A 20,687-nucleotide genomic window follows, 5' to 3' on the forward strand; every position below is an offset into this window, starting at 1 on the left:
AAGTCGGCGCCGTGGCAGTCGGCGGAGCTGCAGCCGCCGAGGCCCTTGGCGATGTGCTCCCCTCGCTCGAGCACGGCGGGATCGGCGCTCCGCTCGATGGGCATCGGCGGCACGTCGTAGACCTTCGCCATGCTCTCGTCGAACGCGCGGACCTGGAGCCCGACAAATCCGCCGAAGCCGACGAGCGCGAGCCCGAGCGCGGCGCCGATCCCTTGAAGTACCCGCTTCGTCCTCGTCTGCATCGGCAGAGGTTACGTGAAGCGCGTCGTGCGTGGGGCGCCTGTGCGACGCGTGACACACGGCGCGACGGGACTCGGGTAGAAGCTCGGCATGGTCGCCGAGACATGTCGGGTCGCGTCTCCGCTGAAGCAGAAGCCGCGCTATCGCGGGGTCTCCCACCAGGCGGGCTTCTTCGTCGCGATCGTCGCCGGCTTCCTGCTCGTCGCGTGGGCGAGCCCCGGCGTGGCCCGCGGCGCCGCGGCCGTCTTCGCTGGCAGCGTCGTGATGCTCCTCGGGACGAGCGCGCTCTACCACCGGCGCCACTGGGAGCGCGTCGGCCGCGAGCGCATGCGCCGGCTCGACCACGCCGCCATCTTCGTGCTCATCGCGGGCGGGTGGACGCCGCTGCTCACGGTTCTCCCGCGGCCCGGCGGCGGCCACGTCGCGCTCGCCGTCATCGTCGGTGGCGCGGCGCTCGGCGTCGTCAAGTCGATCCTCTGGCCCAACGCGCCCAAGTGGATCATCGCCGTGCTCTGCGTCGCCCTCGGCTGGGCGGGCATCGGCGAGGCGGCGCGCGCGTCGTCGGTGCTCGGCCCCGCCGCGATCGGCCTCCTCCTCGCGGCGGGCGTGGTCTACAGCGCGGGCGCCCTCGTGTACGCACGCAAGCGCCCCGATCCGCTCCCCGAGGTGTTCGGGTACCACGAGGTGTTCCACGCGCTCGTGCTCTTGGCCACGGCGTGCCTCTACGGGTTCGTCGTGATCGTGCTCGGCCACGCCTGAGGTGATCACGAGCTCGGTCATGCCCGCTGAGCGCCGTCACGCCGACGTGATCAGCCGGCGCGATCAGCCGGCGCAGAGAAAATCGGCGCCCTCGAGGCGCCCGCCGGCCGTGAGGCGCGCCCGCACGATATCGCGCGCGTAGCCGCCCACGCCCGCCGCGCCCGCCGCGCCCGCCGAGGTCGTTCGCCGTTCCCGCTCGGACAGCGCGAAGGCGCCGCGGCCGCGCAGCGCCACGAGGACGAAGGCGTCGAACGGCAGCGCCTCGGGCGCGACGATGGGTGCATTCTGCAACGACCTGCCGATCTTCGCGGGATCGAGGTCGACCCAGAGATCGGCCGCGAGCCCACGCTCGGCGAGGGCCCTCCCGAGGCGCCGCCCGGTCTTGCCGGCGCCCCAGATGGCGAGGGGGCGGCGTGACTGCCCGCTCTCCAGCCCCGGCGCGAGCGGGCCGAGGTGCTCGTCGAGGTGCCGCGCGAGGTAGTGCGCGCGGGCGAGGAGCAGCGCGCGCTCGGAGCATCGCGCGTCGCGAAACGTGGCGCGGCCGGCGTGGTGACGCCACGAGAGGAGCACCCGCGGCACCTTGGCGAGCCCGAAGCCCGCCTCGGCGAGGCGCAGCCAGAGGTCGTAGTCCTCCGCCCAGTCGTGGTCCGCGCCGGCGGCGCCGGGCTCGCGGTAGCCCCCCACCTGCGCGAGCGCGTCGCGGCGGAGCAAGGTCGACGGGTGACACAGCGGCGCCTCGATGAAGCGCGCGGCGGCGTGCTCCTCGCGAGTCACGAGCCCGTTTTGCCACGCCACGTAGGCCTCCAGGCCCGGCGCGGGCGTCTCGCTCTCCACGGCCACTTGGGTCCCCACGGCGCCGAGCCCGGGATCGCTGGCGAGCAGCGCCGCGCTCGCCTCGAAGCGTCCGGGGAGGCTCAGGTCGTCGGCGTCCATGCGCCCGAGCAGCGCGTGCCGCGCGAGGCTCACCCCGAGCGCGAGCGCGCGCGCGACGCCGACGCCGTGGCTCTCGACGACGCGCACTCTCGGGTCACGGTCGGCGAGCTCCCGCACGCGGGCCGCGCCGCCGTCGAGCGAGCCGTCGTCGATCGCGAGGAGCTCGCGCACGAGCGGCGATCCGAGCACGCCGCGCGCGGCGGAGGCCACGGTGCCGGCGGCGTCGCGGAAGGGCAAGAGCACGCTGATCGCCGCCCCGTCGCGCACGCCGCTCACCTCGCGAGCACTGCCGCGAAGCGCAGCGCGGCGCGCACCGTGTCTTCGGGCAGCCCCGTGTCCGCGGCGAGCGCGGCCACCGTAGGGCGCTCGCCACGGGAGGCGCGGGCGCGCGCCGCCGTCACGACCGCCGCGAGGTCCTTCGCCACCGAGCCGCTGGGGGAGGAGTCGCCCGACGCCGTGTCGGCGATGGAGTGTCCCTCGGCCTCGAGGGCCGCGAACAGCGCCTCGATCTCGTCGCTGCTGGCCGCCACCGTGCCGAGCGCGCGGGCGACCTCGTCGAGGGTGATCGCGCGGGCCGCGTCGCCGCGGAGCAGCTCGCGGAGGACGAGGGAGAGCGCCGGACGCAGGGCCATGTCTCTTAGTGCACGCCTCGCGCGGTGCCCGCAAGGGCGACCTGCCAGCGGCGCGGCCCTCGCCCCTGGGCCGCCTCGTGGGTCTCAGCGGTACGGGCCCTCGAAGCGGAGCCTCTCGCGCGCTCGCTCCCACGGCGCCTCGCTCGGGGACGTGCGCGCGAAGCCGGGAGCGAGCGCGAGAAGAGCTTTCACCGCGCGTCGGGCCCCAGCTCGAAGAGGGTCAGCTCGGGGCGACAGCCTATGCGCACGGGGAGCTTCGAGAGGCCGATTCCACGGTTCACGTAGAGCACGCCCCCGCGCCTCCACGCGTGCCTCCCGCGCACGTACGGCCGGTCACGCGCGGGCCCGGCGCAGACCGAGGTGAATGGCAGACAGAGCTGGCCGCCGTGGGTGTGCCCGACCAGGCCGAGGTCGAAGCGCACGTCCTCGTCGAGCGCGTGCCAGTCGTGCGCGACGGCGAGCCGCTTCTTGCCCGCGGGCACCGCCGCGAGCGCGCGCTTCGCGTCGGCCCGCCCCGCCTGGACCTCGTCGACGCCGGCGAGCCACAGATCGCCCCGGAGCTCCACGGCCTCGTTGTGCAGCACGCGATAGCCGAACCCGGTGAGCACCGCGGCGATGGCGTCACGTCGCGGCGTGTCGTCTCCGTAGGGCTCGGAGTCGTGATTGCCGAGCACCGCGAAGACGCCCCCCGGTGCGCGGAGGCCCCGCAGGCCCTCGAGCTTCGCGCGCCGCTCATCCGTCAGCTCGTACCCGCTGATGAAGTCGCCCGCGAGGAGCACCACGTCGGGGGCCTCGGAGTTGGTGCGCTCCACGACCCGCGCGACCTTCTCCCGGTCGGACCGCCCCGCGTGCAGATCCGCGAGCAGCGCGATCCGGAGCGGCGCCGCCGTGAGGGCGAGGTGCTCGCGGGTCACCTCGGTGAGATCGGGCTCGACGCGCTTGCCCCACGTGAGCGCGCCACCTCCCGCGACGCCCAGCGCGGCCGAGGCGGCCCAGCGGCGCCCGCGGGCCCCCGCGCGCCGCCGCGCGAACCACAGGCCCATCGAGCCCAGCGTGAAGAGGGCGGCGAGCCAGTCGCCCGCCAGCGCCAGCGAGTCGAGGTCTACACTCTCGACGAGGGCCGTCACGGCGCGCGCCCGGATCTCCGGAGCTGCACGAGGCCGAACGGGCCCTCGGGGGCGGGCGGCTCGGGCGCGTCGGCGGGCTCGACGATGAGCTCGAACTGGCCATTATCGAAAGGGGCGCCGGGCGCCGGGCGACTCGGCACCATGCGCTCTCGCTGGCCTCGCGCGTTCAGCGTGCGGGCGCGGTAGTGGCAATACGGGTTGTTGCCTGGGCGGCCGAGGATCGCGTGCGCGGTGAACGTGCAGCCGCCGAGGCACACGTCGGCGAAGTCGCACTCGGCGCAGAAGCCCCAGAGGTCCTCCCGAGTGCGGGCGCGCGCGAACGCGAGCTCGGGGGAGGACTCCCAAAGTGCGCGGACGGTGGAGTCGCGCAGCGAGCCCCCGACGTAGCTCGTGGTCTGGAGGGAGGGGCACCCCTTGACCGCGCCGTCCGACTCGATGCCGAGCACGTAGCGCCCCGCCTGGCACCCTTGGAAGTGGTCTGCGCCCTCGGGCTCCAGCGAGCGGAGAGTGGCCTCCTCGGGCCCGAAATAGCCCAGGTTGTTCCCGGGCATGAGGAGCACGCCGTCGCGGAACGCGCGCTCCTTCAGGTGCGCGACGCGGGGCAGGAGGTCGAGCAGGTCATAGGGCTGGAGCACGAGATCGGGGCGGTCGGCGGCCCGGCCGAGGGGCGTGGTGAGCTGCACCTGCCACGACGCGATCCCGAGGCCGCGCAGGTGCTCGTAGAGGGCCTCGAGCTCGCCGCGGTTCTGGCGGTTCACGTTCGTGTTCGAGGAGGTGGCGATGCCCGCCGCGCGGAGGGCCTGGAGCGCGCGCGTCGCCGCCGCGAAGCTGCCGCGGTTCGCGCGGAGCAGATCGTGGGTGCGCTCGAGCCCGTCGACGCTCACGCTCGCCGCGAAGAGGCCCGCGTCCGCCGCCGCGCGCGCGAGGGCCTCGTCGACGCCGCGGCCTCCGGTGGTCATGGTGGGGCGAACGCCCGCCTCGGAGAGGGCCTTCACGACCTCGAGGAAGCCGGGGTGCAGGTACGCCTCGCCGCCGATGAGCACCACCTCGCTCGCGCCGAGGGCGGCGAGCTCGCGGGCGACCTCGAGCGCGCGCGGCGTGTCGAGCTCGCTTGCGCGGGGATCGCCCGCCCGAGACCCGCAGAAGACGCAGGGCTGGTCGCAGCGGAGGGTGAGCTCCCACACCACGTAGTGGGGCCGGAACGCGCGCGCGGGGTCGGCCCGCTCGCCTCTGCCCGGCTCGGCGACGATTGGCAGCTGCAGGCGCCGCGGGTTCCGTGCCATGATGTTGGCGAGGATAGGCCATGCAGCTCGACAAGTGTTCCGCGTGCGGTGGCTTCGTCGCCCCGCGCTCTCCGAAGTGCCCCCACTGCGCCGTGGTCTCGCCCGTGAAGGTCGGCGTCGGCACGGCCCTCCTGGGCGGCGCCATCGCCTTCACGCTGATGGCCTGCTACGGCATGCCTCCTCAGCCCCGCGGGCCCGAGATCGTGCCCCCCACGCCGGAGCCCAATGGGGCAGACGCGGGCTCACCGATCGAGGTCGTGCCGCCGCCCACCACCACGCCCACGAGGCCGCCAGGGTGAGCGCCCTCGGCCGGTGTGTTTGCGGGGGCTTCGTGCTGGTGGCCCGCGCGTCGTGCCCGCACTGCGGCGCTTCCCGCGAGCCTTCGTGCGTGCGGCGCGGGCTCGGGCTCGTCGGCGGCGCGCTCGGCGGCGCGACGATCGCGTTCACGCTGATGGCCTGTTACGGCCGGCCGCCCTGCCGCGGCGAGGCCTGCAAAGAGGTCGACTCCGCGGGCGCCGAGACCGGCGCCACCCCGGCTCCCTCCGCCAGCCCGAGCGCCGACGCTCGGTAGCGGCTCTCGGAGCGGCTCCCGCCTGCCATCGCGGTCCTAACGAACCTCCGCCACGAGCCCTGAGCCGCGCGCCGGAACGCCGATGATCGACCCCAGAGCCCCGTTCGGGTCGCCCGGAGCCCGATTTCGCGTGCCCAAAGCCCTGATCGGCGACCCCGAGCGCCAAAAATCGCGCCAGGAGTGACCGCGGCGGGCCCCGGAGCCCCTGATCGCCGACCGAGCGGCACCCTTTCCGCGCCCGGCGCGCCCCGAGCGCGCACACCGACGGCTGATCGCCGACCCGGCGCGGCCGAAAGTGCGCCGGGGGCGAACGATCGCGCGCCAGGCGTGACCGATCGCGCGCCAGGCGGGGCTCTACGCGTTCGCTCCTCACCGCCGCAGAGCGCTGGCCGCTCGCGTCACTGCTGCGGATAGCAGGTGTGCTCGGACTCTTTCGGCGCGTTGAAGCGCACAACGCGCGTGCAGGTGTAGCCCGTGCGGCACTTGGGCGCGGCGGGGTTGCAGAGCGCGAGGCAGTAACCGCCCTGCGAGACGAAGTCGGCGCAGAAGCCCTTCGCCTTGCCGGGCACGTCGGGGCACTCGCCCGTGCACTTGACCGTGCAGAGCCCGCCCGGGTAGTTCGTCGCGCAGATGCGATCCGCCTGGGGCAGGGCGCACTGCGCGTCGTTCTTGCACGGATCGCCGATGCCGCCGCCCTCGCCCGGCGTGTCGAAGGGGGCCGAGTATTGGTAGGCAGCCACGTATTTCTGCCAGAGGTTCCACACCAGCCACGTGCCGCCGGCCTTGTCGCGCGCTTCGCGGGGGAGCACCTGGTAGATCGCCGCCGTGGCGCCGTTCGTCGGCGTGACGCGTGCGCCATCGACCGTGAACGACGTGCGGTTGGGGCCAAACCCGGACGCCGTCGCGCCGCTCAGCTTCACCGCCTCGACGGCCTCGCGGAGCTGCCGCGCGAGGCAGTGGACCTGCCGGTCGAAGCCGGCGAGGCGGGGATCGCACACGCCCTTCGCCTCGCACCCGCAGTCGAAGGCGTACTCCACGCGGGCGGGGTCCTCTGGGTAGATTTTCAGGCTCACGAGCCCGGCGCGCACCTGCGCGAACACGAGCAGCGCGATGGGGTTGATATTGTACGTACGCGCCGACGTGACGAGCGCGTCGGAGGCACGCAGTCCGCTCGACTGGTAGGTGCCGAGGAAGCTCCGGCTGCCGTACGAGGTGCGCTCCAAGTACTCCTGAACGACCGCGCTGGTCGCCTGGGTGGCGTCGAGGAACGACGCGTCGTCGATGAGCGTGTTGCGATCGTACGGGGTCTCGATCTCCTCTTCGACCGGCTTCCAGGGCTGCAGGTCGCTGGGGTCGAGGAAGCTCGTCTCGACCTTCGTCGCGCACGCCGAGAGCGCGAGGCCCACGCAGGCGAGCGCCAGCGCCACCCGCGCAGCGCTCGCCCACCTCGCGCGTCCGCTCGCCTGTATCGCCCGCCCGCTCACGCCGTCACCCATCCGCGCCTTCCCGCTCGTGGCTCGCCGCCCGTGCGCCCATCATGCCCTGGTCGCCGCGTTCGCGCCACGACGAGGACCGTGGCTGGTCTGGGCGTCTCCGCGCGCCGCCACTACTTCACCGTGATGGGGACGCGGGTCCACGCGACGCCGCCGCGGTTGTCGTGGACCACCGCGAAGAGCGTGCCGAACCCCGCTTCGGCCGAGCCCTTGAGCTTCGCCTCGCTCGCGGGCACGGCTCCCGAGCCCACGTCATAGAGCAGCCGCGCGGAGTCGATCTCGGCGAGGGTCGAGTAGTAGTTGACCCACACCTGCTCGCGCGAGACCGCGCCGTCCGTGCCCACCACGCCCTCCTGCACTTCCCAGCTCGCCTCCGGCACGACGGTGCCGACCTTGGTCTCCGGGCAATTCATGCGGTTCGTGAGCGAGCATCGGTCGACCACGATGCCGACGCTGGGGTCGATGGGCGCCCCCTCGTAGGTGAGGCCGGTGATGACGGGGTTCTCGTTGCGCTTCTTCTCGTAGACGTACGTGCGATGGATCCCGAGCACGTAGTCCTTCGAGGAGACGGGCAGGCCGTCTTCGTCGACGCAGGCGAGGGGCACCTGCTGGCGAGTCGCGATGTCGGGGCGCTTGAACACCACGCGCCCGGCGCACGCCACCGTGAAGACGATCGTGAGCCCGTACGGCTCGTCGGGGGTCTCCTTGCGAGGGATGACCGCGCCTTCCGGGACCCGGTACGAATAGCGTGTACCCTGCACCAAGATGGGGGTCAGATCGGTGCCGTCCGGGATGCCCCCAAGGAATCCGCCCGCCGCGCCCGCGCCCCCTGCCGCGCCGCCGCCCGCCCCGCCACCGCCGAAGGCGCCGCCGTCCGGCGAGGCCGCGACGCTGGGCGAGAAGCAGCCAAAGTAGGCGTCCGCCGGGGGGTTCACGCAGGTGAACGGCAGGAAATAATGCCGCATGGGACGCGTCGGGTTCGGGCGCCCGTCGTACGCGAGCACGTCGAGCGTGACCACCTCGCCGGGGCGCGCGTACGGCTTGTCGGCGCGCGCCGCGAAGAGCCGGACCGAGTCGACCTTGCTTATCGAGTCGAACCCCTGGCCGCCGCACGCGAGCGCCGAGAGCAGCGCCAAGGCGCCGAGCAAGACCGGCCTCGACCAGGAGGAGCTCGCGAGAGCGCGCGCCGGCGAGCTCGGGCGGGGGAGCGGGCTCACAGCTCCCCTCGCAAGCCGAGGCTAGGCAGAATGGGGAGGCTGTTGGTCTGCGTGCTCACGGTCGAGTTGTAATTGTACGTCACGCCCTCGGAGTTGGCCTGGTTGTAGACGTTCAGGATGTCGACGTAGAAGCCGAGCTTGGCGCCGTTCTTCAGGTACCAGGTCTTGTCGAGGCGGATGTCGAGCTGGTGGAAGAGCGGGTTGCGCTCGCTGTTCGGCGGGTTGCCTTGCAGCGGCAGATAGGCGCCCACGTTGAGGTCGTAGAACCCGTAGAGCTGCGGCGTGCGCAGGCTGCCCGAGATCAGGCGATAGCGCGCGCCGAACTCCCACCCGTCGCCGAGGCGGTAGCTGCCGAGCGCCGTGAGGATGTGGGTCTGGTCGAACGGGAAGATGCGCTCCTCCTCGTTCGGGCCGTCCTTCCGGACGCTTCGCGAGAGCGTGTACGCGAGGAAGCCGAAGAAGTGGTCGTCGGGCTTGTAGCGGAGGAGGGTCTCGAGGCCGGCGGCGCGCCCGGTGCCCGTGTTGCCGACCCGCGGCACGACCAGGTTGTCGAGGTCGCGGTAGAAGCCCTCGAGCGACACCTCGACGTGCTTCGTGAGCTCGCGCTCGACGCCCAGTGAGTAGTGGATCGCGCGGTTCGACGAGAGCCCCGGCACGCCGAAGCGCGCCGCGGTGTCCTGCGGCTGGGGTGGCTGCTGGAACACGCCCACGCCGCCCTTGAGCGTCGTGCGCCGGGGCGACGAGGTGAGGTCCTGTCGGGCGGCGAAGCGCGGCGACACGTCCCAGCGCTGGGTCGCTTTCGTGTAGTCTACACGCAGGCCGGTCACGAAGCGCCCGCCCCGCCACGGGGTGATTTCCAGCTCGTCGTAGAGCGCGGGTGCGTAGATCGTGCCCGTCTCGGTGAGCTGCAGGGGAGGGCGACCGCCGAACGGGGCGCCGGGCGGCTCGCCCGGGCGGGGCAGGGGCGGCAAGCGCAGGGCGATCTCGTAGGGAGTCCACAGCCAGTCCATGCCCACGTTCATGCGCACGCCCTGCCCGAGCTTCTGCGCGACCTCGGTGCGGAGCGTGAAAGGCGTGCTCGTGAGCGTGAAGTAGTTGTCGCCGAGTTGGAAAGCGATGGCGTCTTTGCCGCCGGCCGCGACCACGCGCAGCTCGGTGCCGTCGGAGACCTTGTTCGTGTACTTGCCCTGGAAGCGGTAGAACGCCGTGCCGAAGCTGAGGTTGCCGCCGATGCCCGGGTTCGAGGCGTTGACGCCCTTCACGAGCACCTCGAGCCGGTCGTCGGAGCCGAAGAACGCGAAGCGCAGGTTCTGGTTCTTGCCGATGTCGCGCTGAAGGATCGCTTGGTAGTCGTAGTACACGGGGGCGGTGGTGACGCCCGCGCCGGCCGCGTCGAGCACCGGCTTCAGCCACACGTCGACGTAGCTCCGGCGGCCCGCGAGCGCGAACTTCCAGCCGGTAGAGAACACGGGGCCCTCCGCGAGCACGCGCGCGTCGATGAGATCGACCTGCGCGAGCGCGTGCAGCTTGGGCTTCGGATCGCGGAGCCCGACGTCGACGATGCCGCCCACGACGCGCCCGTACTGGCTCGAGAAATTGCCGGGGTAAAAGTCGATCTTTTCGAGCATCTCCGTGGGCACCACGCTGGAGAGCCCGCCGAAGTGGTAAACCAGCGGCACGAGCGTGCCGTCGACGAAGATGTTGGTCTCGTTCGGGGCCGAGCCGCGCACGATGAGCAGGCCCGCGAGGCCGGGCGGGCGGGCCACGCCCGGGAAGTTCTGGATGGCGCGGAGGGCGTCGCCGTTCGTGCCAGGGATGCGCGACAGCTCGCGGCGCTCGAACGTTCGCTTCGTGACCTCCCGCGGGGGCTTCTGTCCCTGGACCGTGACCTCGACCACCGGGCCTGTGACTGTGTCAGGCGGCGGCGGGGCCCCGACGAGGACCACCGGGTCGAGGGTCAGCGCGAGCTCGAGCCGCTCCCCGGGCGCGATGTCCTTCTGCGACTTGTAGGGGACGTAGCCCTTCGCCTCGACGACGATCGTGTACGAGCCCGCGGGAAGATCGCCCGGGTCGAACGTGCCGTCCGCGGCGGTGACGACCTGCTTCGTGACGCCCGCCCCCTCGAGGCGCAGCGGCACGCCGGCGAGCGCGCCGCGGCTGCCCGCGGCGACCGAGCCCACGATGCGGCCTGGCTGCGCGGGGAACGTGTAGACGTGCTTGATGCGCGCCGGGATCGGCTTCCCGTCGCGCTTGGCCGGCGTGAACACCAGCTTGCGCCCAGCCTCGAGCGCCGCCTCGTCGAAGCCGTCGCCCGCGGGGGCCTCGACGGCGGCCTTCGCGACCGCGCCCGAGGCGTCGAGATCGAGGAGCAGCACCACGCGGACGGCCTCTCGGCCCCGCGTCTTCATCGCCGCGGCGGGGTAGACGGCGCCCTCGTCCTTCTGCAGCGTCGGCAGCTCGATGCGCGGAGGCGCCGGCGCCGGGGTCTCGTCGGGCTTCGGAGGCTTGACGAGATCTCCCGACCGCTGCGCGCTCGCTGAGCGCGGCCACGCGGCGGCGAGCGCGACCAGCGATGCCCCGATGAGGGCTCCGCGGACGCGAGAAATCGCCATTCTTTTCGCGCCCATGACGGAGCGACCGTACCAAGAAGCGTGGGAGGCGTGCAACGGCGAATCGGCGAGCCCAGGGCGTTCGAGGTGCGCATCGGTGGTTCTCCGACAGGCCGTTCGTGCCCGACGAACCCTCCTCGGCGTGGGAGCGGCAGCGCTCGGGCTGCGCCCTGGCGCGGGGAGTGGTAGACAAGGGGCTGTGGGGAGTTCGCACACGGGAGGGGTCTACGGGCGGCGCGCCGCCGCCGGATCTCGTGGCGTGACGCTCGCGCTCCTCGCGGCCTGCGGCGCCGCGCTCCTGCTCGCGGGCGCGTGCAGCGGCGCGGCGGGGCCTGCATCGGGCCCAGGGCCCGCGCTCGACGCCTCCCCGACGGACGCCCTGGTCGGCCCGAGCGCGACCGATGCCCCACCCGCGCCCTGCGTCGACGGTCAGCCTGGCCCGTACCCCGCCTCGTCGAGCCTCGATCTCGCGGCCGTGGTGCCCGACCTCACCTTCGCGGCGCCCTCGGGACCGCTCGCGCTGCGCACGTTTTACGAGCCTTGCGCGCCGCGCGCGCGCCTCCTCGTGCTCCGCGAGGTCGCCGGCTTCTGCGAGGGGTGCCGGTGGAGCCTCGCGCACACCGCGGACCTCATCCCGCCCGAGCTCCGCGAGCGGGTCGAGGTGGTCGACCTGGTGGTCTCCGACGAGCACAACTTCCCCGTCGCGACCCCGGCGGATCTGGCGCGTGCCGCCAAGGCGCTCCCCGGGCTCTCCCCGGTCCACGCCGCCGATCCGCGGTTCACCTTCGGGCCCGTGGGGCTCGCCGACCGGCGCCTCCCTTTCCTCGTCGCGGTCGAGCGCCGCACGATGAAGATCGTTCAGTTCCTCGTCGACCCTGCGCCGGAGGACGCACGCTTCACGCTCCGCCAGACGATCGCAGCGCTGGACGGCGTGCCGGCGCCGGCGCCCGAGCCCCTCGCGGTCGTCGACGGGCTGTTCCCGCAGAACCACTGGGCGCTCGTTCAAAACATGCGCACGCCCGGCGCGCCGCCCCCCGACCCCACGAACGCCGTGGCCGACGACCCCGCCGCCGCCGCGCTCGGCAAGCGGCTCTTCCACGACGCGACCCTCACGCCCTCGGGCACGGTGTCCTGCGCGACCTGCCACGCCCCCGAGAAGGGCTTCGCCGATGGCCGCGCGCGCGGGTTCGGCCTCACGGAGGGCGACCGCCACACCCCGTCGGCCACGCTCGCCGCCCACGCGCGGTTCCAGTTCTGGGACGGCCGCTCCGACACCCTCTGGCATCAGGCGCTCGGGCCCTTCGAGAACGCCAGCGAGATGGGCTCGAGCCGCCTGTTCGTCGCGCGCCGCGTGGGCGCCGCCTACGCCGCCGAGTACGCCGCGGTGTTCCCGCGCGCCCCGCTGCCGGCGATGGGCGACCTCGCCCGCTTCCCCGCGAACGGCAAGCCCGGCGAGCCGAGCTGGGACGGCATGGCGGCCGCCGATCGCGACGCCGTCACGCGGGTGTATGTGAACGTGGGAAAGGCGATCGCCGCCTACGAGCGCACCTTGCGCGTCCGCCCCGGTGCCCTCGACCGCTACGCGGCGGGGGACCTCACCGCGCTCACGCCGGCGCAAAAGACGGGCCTCCACGTGTTCTTCCTCGCGGGCTGCGCGCAGTGTCACCACGGCCCGCGGCTCACCGACGACGCCTTCCACGCGCTCCGGTTCGAGACCGGTCGGCGCGACGGGAAGCCAGACCGCGGCGCGCTCGACGGGCTCGCCGCGCTGCTCGCCGATCCCATCCGCCGCGAAGCCGCGCTCTACTACGACGCGCCGCCGCCTGCGCTCCCCTTCACTGTGGTGCCGGGGTCGATGCTCGGGGCCTTCAAGACGCCCACCCTCCGCGGCGTGGCGAGCCGCGCGCCCTACGGACACGGTGGCACGCTCGCTGACCTCGCCGCGGTCTCGAAGCACTACGGGGAGCGCGGCCTCGCGGCGGACGATCCGCGCACGGTGGGCGACACGGAGCCCTGGGCGGTGCGCTTCATCCCCCAGCACGCCGACGAGATCACCGAGCTCATGCGGGTCCTCGACGAGGCGTCGATCGAGCCGTGATGGCGCTCGAAGGCGCGCCCCGGGTAGCAGGCTACGAGATCCTCCGTGAGCTCGGGCGGGGCGGAATGGGCGTCGTGTACGAAGCGCTCGACGCCCGCCTGGAGAGGCGGGTCGCGCTGAAGGTCCACCACGCCGGGGGCTCGGCCGAGGACACGGAGCTCGCGGGCGCGCAGATCCGCGCGGAGGCGAAGCTCGCGGCGCGCATCGCGCACCCCGGTGTGGTGCCCATCCACGACGCCGGCGTGACCGACGCGGGCGATCCCTACTACACGATGGAGCTCGTCTCTGGCGCCGGCCTGCACGACCTCATCGACGAGGGGCCCTTCCCCGAGGAGCGGGCGCTCGACACCCTCGCGCAGCTCGCCCGCGCTGTCGCCGAGGCCCACGAGCTCGGCATCGTGCACCGCGATCTCAAGCCCGCGAACGTGCTCGTCGACAAGTCGGGGCACGTGCGCGTGCTCGACTTCGGCCTCGCCCGACGCTGGCGCGCGGCGGAGGACGACCAAACCATCGCTGGCACGCTCGAGTACATGTCGCTCGACCAGCTCGTGGGGGAAGCTCCGCGCCCCGCGCACGACGTCTACGCGCTCGGCGTCATCTTCTACGAGATGCTCACAGGGCGGCTCCCCTACGGCGGTCACAACGTCGTCGCGCTCGTCGCGCGGCACCTCGACGCGCCTCCGAAGCGCCTCCTCGAGCTGCGACCGAACCTCGCGGCCGACCTCGAGCGGCTCTGCCTCCTCTGCCTCGAGCGCGACGCGGACAAGCGCCCCACCGCGCGCGCCCTGGCTACCGCCGCTGAGGGGCTCCACCGGGGCCGTCCGCTCGACGGCCTCCTCTCGCCGTCGAGCGCGCCACCGCACGTCCCGAAGGCCCTCACGTCCGCGCCGTTGCCCGCCGCGCTCACGACGGAGGCGACGATCATCCACGCATGGTCGTGGACGTTGAAGGCCTCGGCGCGCTCGCTCTGGCCGCTCGTGTCGAACACCGATCGCTTCAACAAGGCCGCCGGGCTCCCGGCGGTTCACTACGACGAGCCGACCGACGGCACCGGCGTGAGGCGAGGCCGCGCCCGCGCCCTCGGCTTCGCGCTCGAGTGGGACGAGCACCCGTTCGAGTGGGTGCACGAGTCCGAGCACGCGGTGTACCGGCGCTACACGAGCGGGCCCGTCGCGGCGGTGTGGAACCGAGTCGCGCTCACTGCCCGGGACGACGGCTCGACCGAGCTCGTGCACGAGGTGCGCGTCGCGCCGCGGAGCGCGTTCGGGCGCGTGGCCGCCGAGGTGCAGCTCCGGTTTCTCCTCCGCCCCCGCGCCGACGCCGTGTACCGCCGCCTGGAAGAGGCCGCGCGCGCGCTCGGCGACGCGGTCGCTCCGGCGGACGACCCGTTCGAGCCACCGCACGTGCCCGACGACGCCCTCCGCGCGCGGCTCGCGAGCGCGGCGAAGCGGCTGACGGGAGCGCGCCGCCAGACGAGCGAGACGAGCGAGACGAACGAGACGAACGAGACGAACGAGACGAACGAGACGAACGAGACGAACGAGAGCGAGGCAGGCTTTCGCGCCGCCCTCGTCGGCAAGCTCACCGAGCTGTTGCTCACCGCGCCCGCGAGGGCCCTCGAGCGCCTGCGCCCGTACGCGCTCGCGGACGCGTGGGGTGAGGCGCGCGCCGAGGTCCTCGATCTCATGCTGCACGCCGCGAGCGCGGGGCTCCTCGAGGTCGCGTGGGACCTCGTGTGCCCGGAGTGCGCGCAGCCGCGCGCGACGATCCCATCGCTGGGTGGGGTGAGCCGCACCGGCGCCTGCCCCTCCTGCCGCGTGACGTACGCCGAGGACCTCGCGTCTACCGTGGAGCTCGCCTTTCGGCCTCCACGCTCGCTGCGCGAGACGACGGCGTCGGTCTACTGCCTCGGCTCGCCGGCCGCGCGGCCTCACGTCCTCGTGCAGCAGGTGCTCGCGCCCGGCGAGGTGCGGGTCGTGCGTGCGCGCCTCGGGGTCGGAGAGCACCGCGTCGCGGGCCCGGGCCTCGCGCCATGGGAGCTCACGGCGAGCCCCTCGGCGTACCTCGATGTATGCAAAATGCACGTAAAAGACGGCGCCGTGTCTGCGGCGACCCACCTCGTGCGAGCCGCGGAGATCACGTTCGAGCTCGAGAACCTCGGCGTCGAGCCAGCCCTCGTCCGCGTGGAGACCCTGGCCCACCGCCGCGACGGCGTGACCGCGGCCGTGGCGCTCAGCCACCCCACGCTGCGCGGGCTCATGTCGGTCGCGCTGCTCCCCGAGGGCGAGCACGTGTCGGTCACCCACGCGGCGTTTCTGTTCGTGAGGGTGGGGGAGCTCCTCGGCCTCTTCGCGGACCTCGGCGACGCGGGCGCGCTCGCGCTGCTCCAGTCCCTCGACGCGGTCCTGGTCGACGCGAGCAGCCGACACCGTGGGCGCGTGGTGGAGGCCTCGTCCGACGGCGTGATCGCGGCCTTCCCCGACGCCGAAGCGGCCGTCTCCGCGGGGCTCGAGATCGCGTCGACGCTGGGCGCGCGCGCAGCGCTCGGTGAGCGGCTCGGCGGCAGGGTGCGCCTCGCGGTCCACCAGGGGCGCTGCGTCGCGTTCACCCGTGGTGACGGCGTCGCCTACTTCGGCGAGACCGTCGCGGTGGGCCTCTCGCTGCTCGCGGGCGCGGAGCCCGGCACCGTGGTCGTCTCGGGCGTGGCCGCCGACGATCCGGGCGCGACCACCGCGCTCCGGCGCGCCGCGTGGAGGCGCCGCGACGAGCGCGCGCCCATCGGGCTAAGCTCGGACCGAGGGCCCAGCCTGCGCCGTGTGGTGCTGAGCCCGCCCGAGACCGAGTAGCCCGCTGCGCACCACGGGCCACCGCGGCCCCAACGGTAGCGCTATGTTCCTCGCAGCGACACGAGCGGCACCTTCCCGCGGGAGACGTCCATGCCCAACCTGCGCCTCAGGCCCAAAGAGCACCTCTCTTCGTTCCGGCGCATCGCCATCGGCACCTGGGAGACCACGAAGGACCCGCAGGTCTACGGCGCGCTCGAGCTCCGGGCCGACGAGGCGCTGCGGTACCTCGCCGAGTTTCGGGCCGCGACCGGCAAGCGCGCGACCCTGAGCCACCTCATGGCGAAGGCCGTGGCCCACGTGCTCCACGAGCTGCCCGACGCGAACGCGGTGCTCCGCTGGAACCGCATCTACCTCCGTGACGACATCGGCGTGTTCTTCCAGGTCGAGATGAAGGACCCGGTCACCGGCGAGATCGATCTCTCCGGCGCCACCCTCTTCGACTGCCACCAAAAGTCACTCGAGCAGATCGTCGACGAGTTCTCCGCGCGCGTGAGCACGGTGAAGGCCGGCAAGGACCAGGCGCTCGAGGGCACGCGCTCCACGTTCAAGAAGATCCCCTACTTCTTGCTGAATACGGTGCTCAACGTGCTGGGGTTTCTGTCGATTACGCTGAACCTCGACCTGCGGTGGGCGGGTATCCCGAAGGACCCCTTCGGCTCCGTGATGGTGACCAACATCGGCTCGCTCGGGCTCGACGAGGCGTACGTGCCGCTCGTGCCCTACAGCCACGTGCCGCTGCTGCTCGCCGTGGGCGCAGTGAAGCGCGCCGCGGTGGTCGAGGGCGACCGCGTGGTGGTCGGCCAGGTGCTGCGGGTCTCGGCCACGTTCGACCACCGCGTGCTCGACGGCTCGCACGCCGCGAAGATGTCGCGCGTCCTGCGCGCCTTCTTCGACGACCCGTTCGGGAAGCTCGGGCCCATCCCCCAGGCGCCCGCCGCCTCGCCGGAGGGCGAATGAATGGGAGACGGCGCGGGGCGTGACCGGGAGCCACGCGCCGCGCCGTGACGCGCCTCCTCCCGCCTACTGCTCGAGCTTCGCGAGCTCGACGATCGCCCGCGCCCAGGCGGCGAACTTCCACTCGCCGAGATCCCGGATCGTCTTGATGCCGCACGCCGCGAGGTGCTTCTGGTGCTCCTCGGTGAGGCCCTCGATGGCGGCGATGGGGGCGTCGCAGATCTCGTTCAGGGTCTTGGTCTCGTAGGCCTTGTCGACGGCGCGGTTCACGTTGATGGGCATGGAGTTCTCCTCGGGTCAGTGGCCGGGGGGCGAGTGGGGCGCGGAGCAGGACTCCCCCCTCCGATGGGCCACCACTCTATCCACCTCGTCGCACGCGACCAGGGCAATCGGCGTGGGTCACGAGCGCGGGGCGCGGGACCGACGAAAGGCTTCCCCCCGACGCCCCGGCCTCGGTACGCTGCGTCACCGCTCAGGGAGGCTCCATGGCGTCGCCAGTTGTCGTTGCACTCGACGGGAAGGTGAGCACCTTCTCGCTCTCGAAGGTCGATCGCGAGAAGCTCTATGGCAAGCGGGAGCGCGTCGTCGTCGACGAGGCGGGCGAGCCGTGCGTGGGCGCGTCGCTCACCACCGACGGCGGCGCGATCATCCCGCCTGGCGGGCTCGCCTACGCCTACCTCGACGACGCGTGGGACACGCTGGAGCGCTCGGAGCTCAAGGCCGTCGACGCCGCCGGCGCGCCGGTGCCGATCGCGCCTTCCACGCTCGGCAAAGAGCAGGCCCTCGTCGGCCCGGTCGACCCTTCGAGGCTCCTCGATCACACGTGCACCACGGTGTACGAGCTGCGCCCCGAAGAGGTGTCGGAGGCGCTCACAGCCGCCCTCGCCGCGGGCGACGTGTTCGAGACTCGCTTCAACTACCGCGACGACTACGCGGACGCGGCCGCGTTCCTGCTCGCGAACGAGCAGGGCACGTTCTTGCTCGTCGGCGAGCCCTCGCGCTTCGAGATGCTGCGGCAAGAGCAGCAGCCCGCGGACCTGGCCGAAGAGGCCGAAGACACCGACGACCTCGACTTTGGCATGATGTGAGGAGCGCGCGATGGCCCGACTGATCCCGCTGATGGACGCGAAGAAGCGCGACGCTCACGTCGCCGCCGAGTGGGCGAAGAAGCCCCCGGCCTTGCGGATGCTCGGGCCGAGCGGCGGCCCGGCCCGGCTCGAGCGGCTCATCCGCACGACCGACGCGACGGGCTACGACGCCCTGCTCCGCGCCCACGGCGACGACGCGGGCGTGGCGCGCGCCCTGGTAGCGGGCGATCCGGAGATCGATCTGCACCTCGTGGGTCGCCGGCTCGGCGACGCGGCGCGTGTGTACCTGCGCCGCGACGGCGCGGTGCTCTCCGTGGCGCGCGTGCTGCGCGTGGTGCGGGGACCCGACGGCGTGGAGCGCTCGCGCGATGACTTCCTCGACGTGGAGGCGACCCTCGCCGAGGAGTCGGCGCCCATGGTGTGGACCGGGAAGCTCTCGCCGATTGGTGAAGCGATCCGGAAGTTTGCGTTCACGAAGCAGCTCCAGCTCCGGCACGTGAGCGGCCTCACGTTTCAGTTCCTCTACGACATCGCGAAGGAGCTCCACGGCGCGAAGAAGATGGTCTTCGTGGGCACTGGCCCGAAGGGGCAGGGGCCGCTCATCTTCACCACCAACGGCGCGCCGTACCGCGGCTTCCTCGAAGGGCGCGTCGACGGTGACGCGTATCGCCTCGTGCTCCACCTCTCGAACCTCGAGCTCAAGTCGGCCGGAGGCGCGTCGTGAGCGCGCTGCTCGCGGGGGTCACCCTGACGCCGTACGCGGGGGGCCAGCGAGGCGCCATCGGCGCGCTGCGCGACGCGAGCCTCGTCGCGCGGCTCCAGCGCTACCGCATGGAGGTCGCGAAGCGCTACCGGGTGATCACGGCCGACGAGCTCGCCGCGTCTCTCCCGCGGGGCAAGGCGTGGCTCTCGACCAAGCTCGACGGCGAGCTCTGGTTCCTCGTCAAGCGGGGCGCCGAGGTGGTGCTCGCGTCGTTCAACGGGCGGGTGCTCTCGGGCACGCCGCTCGCGCGCGAGGCCGCCGCCCGGCTCGAGGGCTCGGGCGACGCCATCTACGCGGGCGAGCTCACGGCCACGCCGCCGGAGGGCCGCCCGCGCGTGCAGCACGTGGGCGCGGCGCTCGCCGACGAGACCTTGGAGCCGCGCCTCCGCTTCTTCGCGTTCGACGTGGTCGAGCAGGGTGAGCCGGGTGAGGGCGCCGAGGACGGCGCGCGCCTCCCGTACGAAGAGCGCCTCGCGATCCTTCGCGAGCGCTTCGGCGCGGAAGACCATGGCGGTCGGGTGGCGCTCGTCACCACCGTCGCGGGCACCGGCGAAGACGCGCTCGCGTACTACCGCGAGTGGGTCACGGCGCAGCGCTTCGAGGGCCTCGTGCTCCGGAGCGAGGTGGGGCTCACTTACAAGATTAAGCCGTTCTTCACGGTCGATGCGGTCATCGTGGCCTACGGCGCGCGGCTCGAGGGCCAGCGCACGGTGCTCCGCGAGATCACGGTCGCGCTCCGGCGGGACGACGGCACGCTGCAGCTCCTCGGGCCCGTGGGGACCGGCTTCAGCGAGGACGACCGCGCGACGTGGCTCACCCGCCTCGCGGCGATGGAGGTGCCGAGCGCCTTCCGAATGGCGAACCGCGACGGCACGCTCTGCCGGTTCGTGCGGCCCGAGATCGTGGTCGAGGTGAAGCTCTCCGACCTCGTGGAGACCGACGCGAACGACGTGCCCGTGGTGCGCATGACGCTCGCGTACGACGCGAGCGCGGGCTACGCGCCGCGCGGCGACGCGCCGATCGCGGCGATGTTGTTCCCCACGTTTCTGCGAGAGCGCACCGACAAAACCCCCGACGTGGCGAGCGTCGGCATGACGCAGATCACGAGCCGCCTCGCGCTCGACCCCGACGCGCGGGCGGGCGGCCTCGCCGCGCCCGCGCCGGCCGAGGTGCTCCGCCGCGGGGTGTGGGTGAAGGGCGCGACCGCGGTGCGCAAGTTCGCGCTGCTCGCGACGCACAAGGAGCCTCGCCAGGGCTTCCCGCGGTTCCTCGTGTATGGCACCGACTTCTCGGGCGGGCGGGCCGAGCCGCTGAAGACGAGCCTGCGCACGGCGAGCACCCTCGAGAAGGCCGAGCAGCTCGTGGCCGCGTGGCTCGAGGACAACGTGAAGCGCGGGTGGCTGCCCGCCGGCGAGGGGGCGGCCGCGGAGCCCGCGCCCGCGCCTGCCGCGCCGAAGAAGGCCGCGAAGAAGGCCGCGGCGCCCGCGGCGGACAGCGCGCCCCTGGCGGCCGCACCCGCGGAGCCCGGCGCGACGGAGGCCGCGCCGCCCAAAAAGAAGCCCCGCAAGAAGAGCGAAGCCTGACGGCAGGGCGTTCCGGCTGCCCAGGGCCCTCTGGCCCGCCGCCACGCGAGGGCGTGGAGGACCCGCTCGACTAGAGCGCCGAACCGCTTGATTCGGTCGGCCTTTCGCCGATTTACGTCGCCGTACTCGTTGCTCCTCCTCGCCTAGGAGCAGTAGGACTCGTCGTCGCGCCTCGCACGGCTCGCAACAAAACCCTCGGTCATCAAGCGGTTCGGCGCTCTAGCTAGCTTAGCTAGTCTCCTGGAAGCGTGATCCCTTCCAGAAGTCGCGCGGCTCGGCCTTTCGCCACAAGGGAGCGAGGGGGTGTCCCGTTTTCGGCGGCGGTGGGAGGATACTCATGTTCGAGGGTCGGCGTTCTCGCGCGGTCACACCCGAAACCACTGTCCCCTGAGCGCAAAGCGCCGCCTCCACCGCGCGGAACGACGTCCGAGTTGAGGACGGGCCCGCCGCCGCCGAAAACGGGGCACCCCATCGCTCCTCGGCATGACACC

18 protein-coding genes are annotated in these 20,687 nt (G+C 72.9%); 9 read left to right on the forward strand and 9 right to left on the reverse strand.

From position 1 onward, the window contains the following. On the reverse strand, window positions 1-242 hold a 242-nt coding region (locus IPQ09_09755; protein ID MBL0194486.1), incomplete at its 3' end, for a hypothetical protein. Between the two features lie 88 nt (window positions 243-330). On the opposite strand from IPQ09_09755, the gene IPQ09_09760 reads away from it, so the two are divergent. Next, window positions 331-999, forward strand: coding sequence for a hemolysin III family protein (locus IPQ09_09760; protein ID MBL0194487.1), 669 nt, complete (start codon window positions 331-333; stop codon window positions 997-999). 63 nt (window positions 1,000-1,062) lie between these two features. On the opposite strand, the gene IPQ09_09765 is transcribed toward IPQ09_09760, so the two are convergent. The 4 genes from IPQ09_09765 to IPQ09_09780 all read right to left on the reverse strand — a co-directional run bounded on the left by IPQ09_09765 (window position 1,063) and on the right by IPQ09_09780 (window position 4,974). Beyond that, the gene (locus IPQ09_09765) at window positions 1,063-2,199 is read right to left on the reverse strand and encodes a glycosyltransferase (GenBank protein MBL0194488.1); all 1,137 of its coding nucleotides are present in this window, start codon (window positions 2,197-2,199) and stop codon (window positions 1,063-1,065) included. A 5-nt stretch (window positions 2,200-2,204) separates the two neighbouring features. After that, window positions 2,205-2,564, reverse strand: a complete 360-nt coding sequence (locus tag IPQ09_09770) for a hypothetical protein (protein MBL0194489.1) — start codon at window positions 2,562-2,564, stop codon at window positions 2,205-2,207. Between the two features lie 188 nt (window positions 2,565-2,752). Further along, a complete protein-coding gene (locus IPQ09_09775; protein ID MBL0194490.1) occupies window positions 2,753-3,691 on the reverse strand; it encodes a metallophosphoesterase in 939 nt (312 codons plus the stop codon). Next, entirely contained in the window at window positions 3,688-4,974 is a 1,287-nt protein-coding gene (locus tag IPQ09_09780) for a radical SAM protein (protein ID MBL0194491.1), read from the reverse strand. The genes IPQ09_09775 and IPQ09_09780 overlap by 4 nt, the downstream gene beginning before the upstream one ends. A 20-nt stretch (window positions 4,975-4,994) precedes the next feature. On the opposite strand from IPQ09_09780, the gene IPQ09_09785 reads away from it, so the two are divergent. Continuing rightward, complete coding sequence (locus tag IPQ09_09785) at window positions 4,995-5,273, forward strand: hypothetical protein (protein ID MBL0194492.1); 279 nt, start codon at window positions 4,995-4,997, stop codon at window positions 5,271-5,273. 89 nt (window positions 5,274-5,362) lie between these two features. After that, window positions 5,363-5,545 (forward strand): hypothetical protein, encoded by a 183-nt coding sequence (locus tag IPQ09_09790; GenBank protein ID MBL0194493.1) that lies wholly within the window; start codon window positions 5,363-5,365, stop codon window positions 5,543-5,545. A 398-nt stretch (window positions 5,546-5,943) separates the two neighbouring features. Here IPQ09_09790 and IPQ09_09795 read toward each other — a convergent pair whose 3' ends face one another. The 3 genes from IPQ09_09795 to IPQ09_09805 all read right to left on the reverse strand — a co-directional run bounded on the left by IPQ09_09795 (window position 5,944) and on the right by IPQ09_09805 (window position 10,882). Next, the gene (locus tag IPQ09_09795) at window positions 5,944-6,972 is read right to left on the reverse strand and encodes a hypothetical protein (protein MBL0194494.1); all 1,029 of its coding nucleotides are present in this window, start codon (window positions 6,970-6,972) and stop codon (window positions 5,944-5,946) included. A 179-nt stretch (window positions 6,973-7,151) separates the two neighbouring features. Next, window positions 7,152-8,255, reverse strand: coding sequence for a hypothetical protein (locus IPQ09_09800; protein ID MBL0194495.1), 1,104 nt, complete (start codon window positions 8,253-8,255; stop codon window positions 7,152-7,154). Next, window positions 8,252-10,882 (reverse strand): TonB family protein, encoded by a 2,631-nt coding sequence (locus tag IPQ09_09805; protein MBL0194496.1) that lies wholly within the window; start codon window positions 10,880-10,882, stop codon window positions 8,252-8,254. Before IPQ09_09805 ends, IPQ09_09800 begins: the two co-directional genes overlap by 4 nt. Before the next feature lie 241 nt (window positions 10,883-11,123). Between IPQ09_09805 and IPQ09_09810 the strand changes: the two genes are divergently transcribed. The 3 genes from IPQ09_09810 to IPQ09_09820 all read left to right on the forward strand — a co-directional run bounded on the left by IPQ09_09810 (window position 11,124) and on the right by IPQ09_09820 (window position 16,765). Then, entirely contained in the window at window positions 11,124-12,962 is a 1,839-nt protein-coding gene (locus tag IPQ09_09810) for a hypothetical protein (GenBank protein ID MBL0194497.1), read from the forward strand. Next, window positions 12,959-15,808 (forward strand): protein kinase, encoded by a 2,850-nt coding sequence (locus tag IPQ09_09815; GenBank protein ID MBL0194498.1) that lies wholly within the window; start codon window positions 12,959-12,961, stop codon window positions 15,806-15,808. The genes IPQ09_09810 and IPQ09_09815 overlap by 4 nt, the downstream gene beginning before the upstream one ends. A gap of 90 nt (window positions 15,809-15,898) precedes the next feature. After that, a complete protein-coding gene (locus IPQ09_09820; GenBank protein ID MBL0194499.1) occupies window positions 15,899-16,765 on the forward strand; it encodes a 2-oxo acid dehydrogenase subunit E2 in 867 nt (288 codons plus the stop codon). Between the two features lie 63 nt (window positions 16,766-16,828). Here IPQ09_09820 and IPQ09_09825 read toward each other — a convergent pair whose 3' ends face one another. Further along, window positions 16,829-17,044 (reverse strand): hypothetical protein, encoded by a 216-nt coding sequence (locus IPQ09_09825; GenBank protein ID MBL0194500.1) that lies wholly within the window; start codon window positions 17,042-17,044, stop codon window positions 16,829-16,831. A gap of 203 nt (window positions 17,045-17,247) precedes the next feature. On the opposite strand from IPQ09_09825, the gene IPQ09_09830 reads away from it, so the two are divergent. The 3 genes from IPQ09_09830 to IPQ09_09840 are packed head-to-tail and all read left to right on the forward strand — an operon-like array spanning window position 17,248 to window position 20,196. Beyond that, a complete protein-coding gene (locus IPQ09_09830) occupies window positions 17,248-17,850 on the forward strand; it encodes a hypothetical protein (protein MBL0194501.1) in 603 nt (200 codons plus the stop codon). Window positions 17,851-17,860: 10 nt separating this feature from the next. After that, on the forward strand, window positions 17,861-18,574 hold the full coding sequence (locus tag IPQ09_09835; protein MBL0194502.1) for a hypothetical protein: 714 nt from the start codon (window positions 17,861-17,863) through the stop codon (window positions 18,572-18,574). After that, window positions 18,571-20,196, forward strand: a complete 1,626-nt coding sequence (locus tag IPQ09_09840; protein MBL0194503.1) for an ATP-dependent DNA ligase — start codon at window positions 18,571-18,573, stop codon at window positions 20,194-20,196. The genes IPQ09_09835 and IPQ09_09840 overlap by 4 nt, the downstream gene beginning before the upstream one ends. Window positions 20,197-20,687 lie beyond the last annotated feature (491 nt).

Source organism: Myxococcales bacterium (genome assembly GCA_016720545.1).
In the GTDB taxonomy this organism is placed as follows: domain Bacteria; phylum Myxococcota_A; class Polyangia; order Polyangiales; family Polyangiaceae; genus JAAFHV01.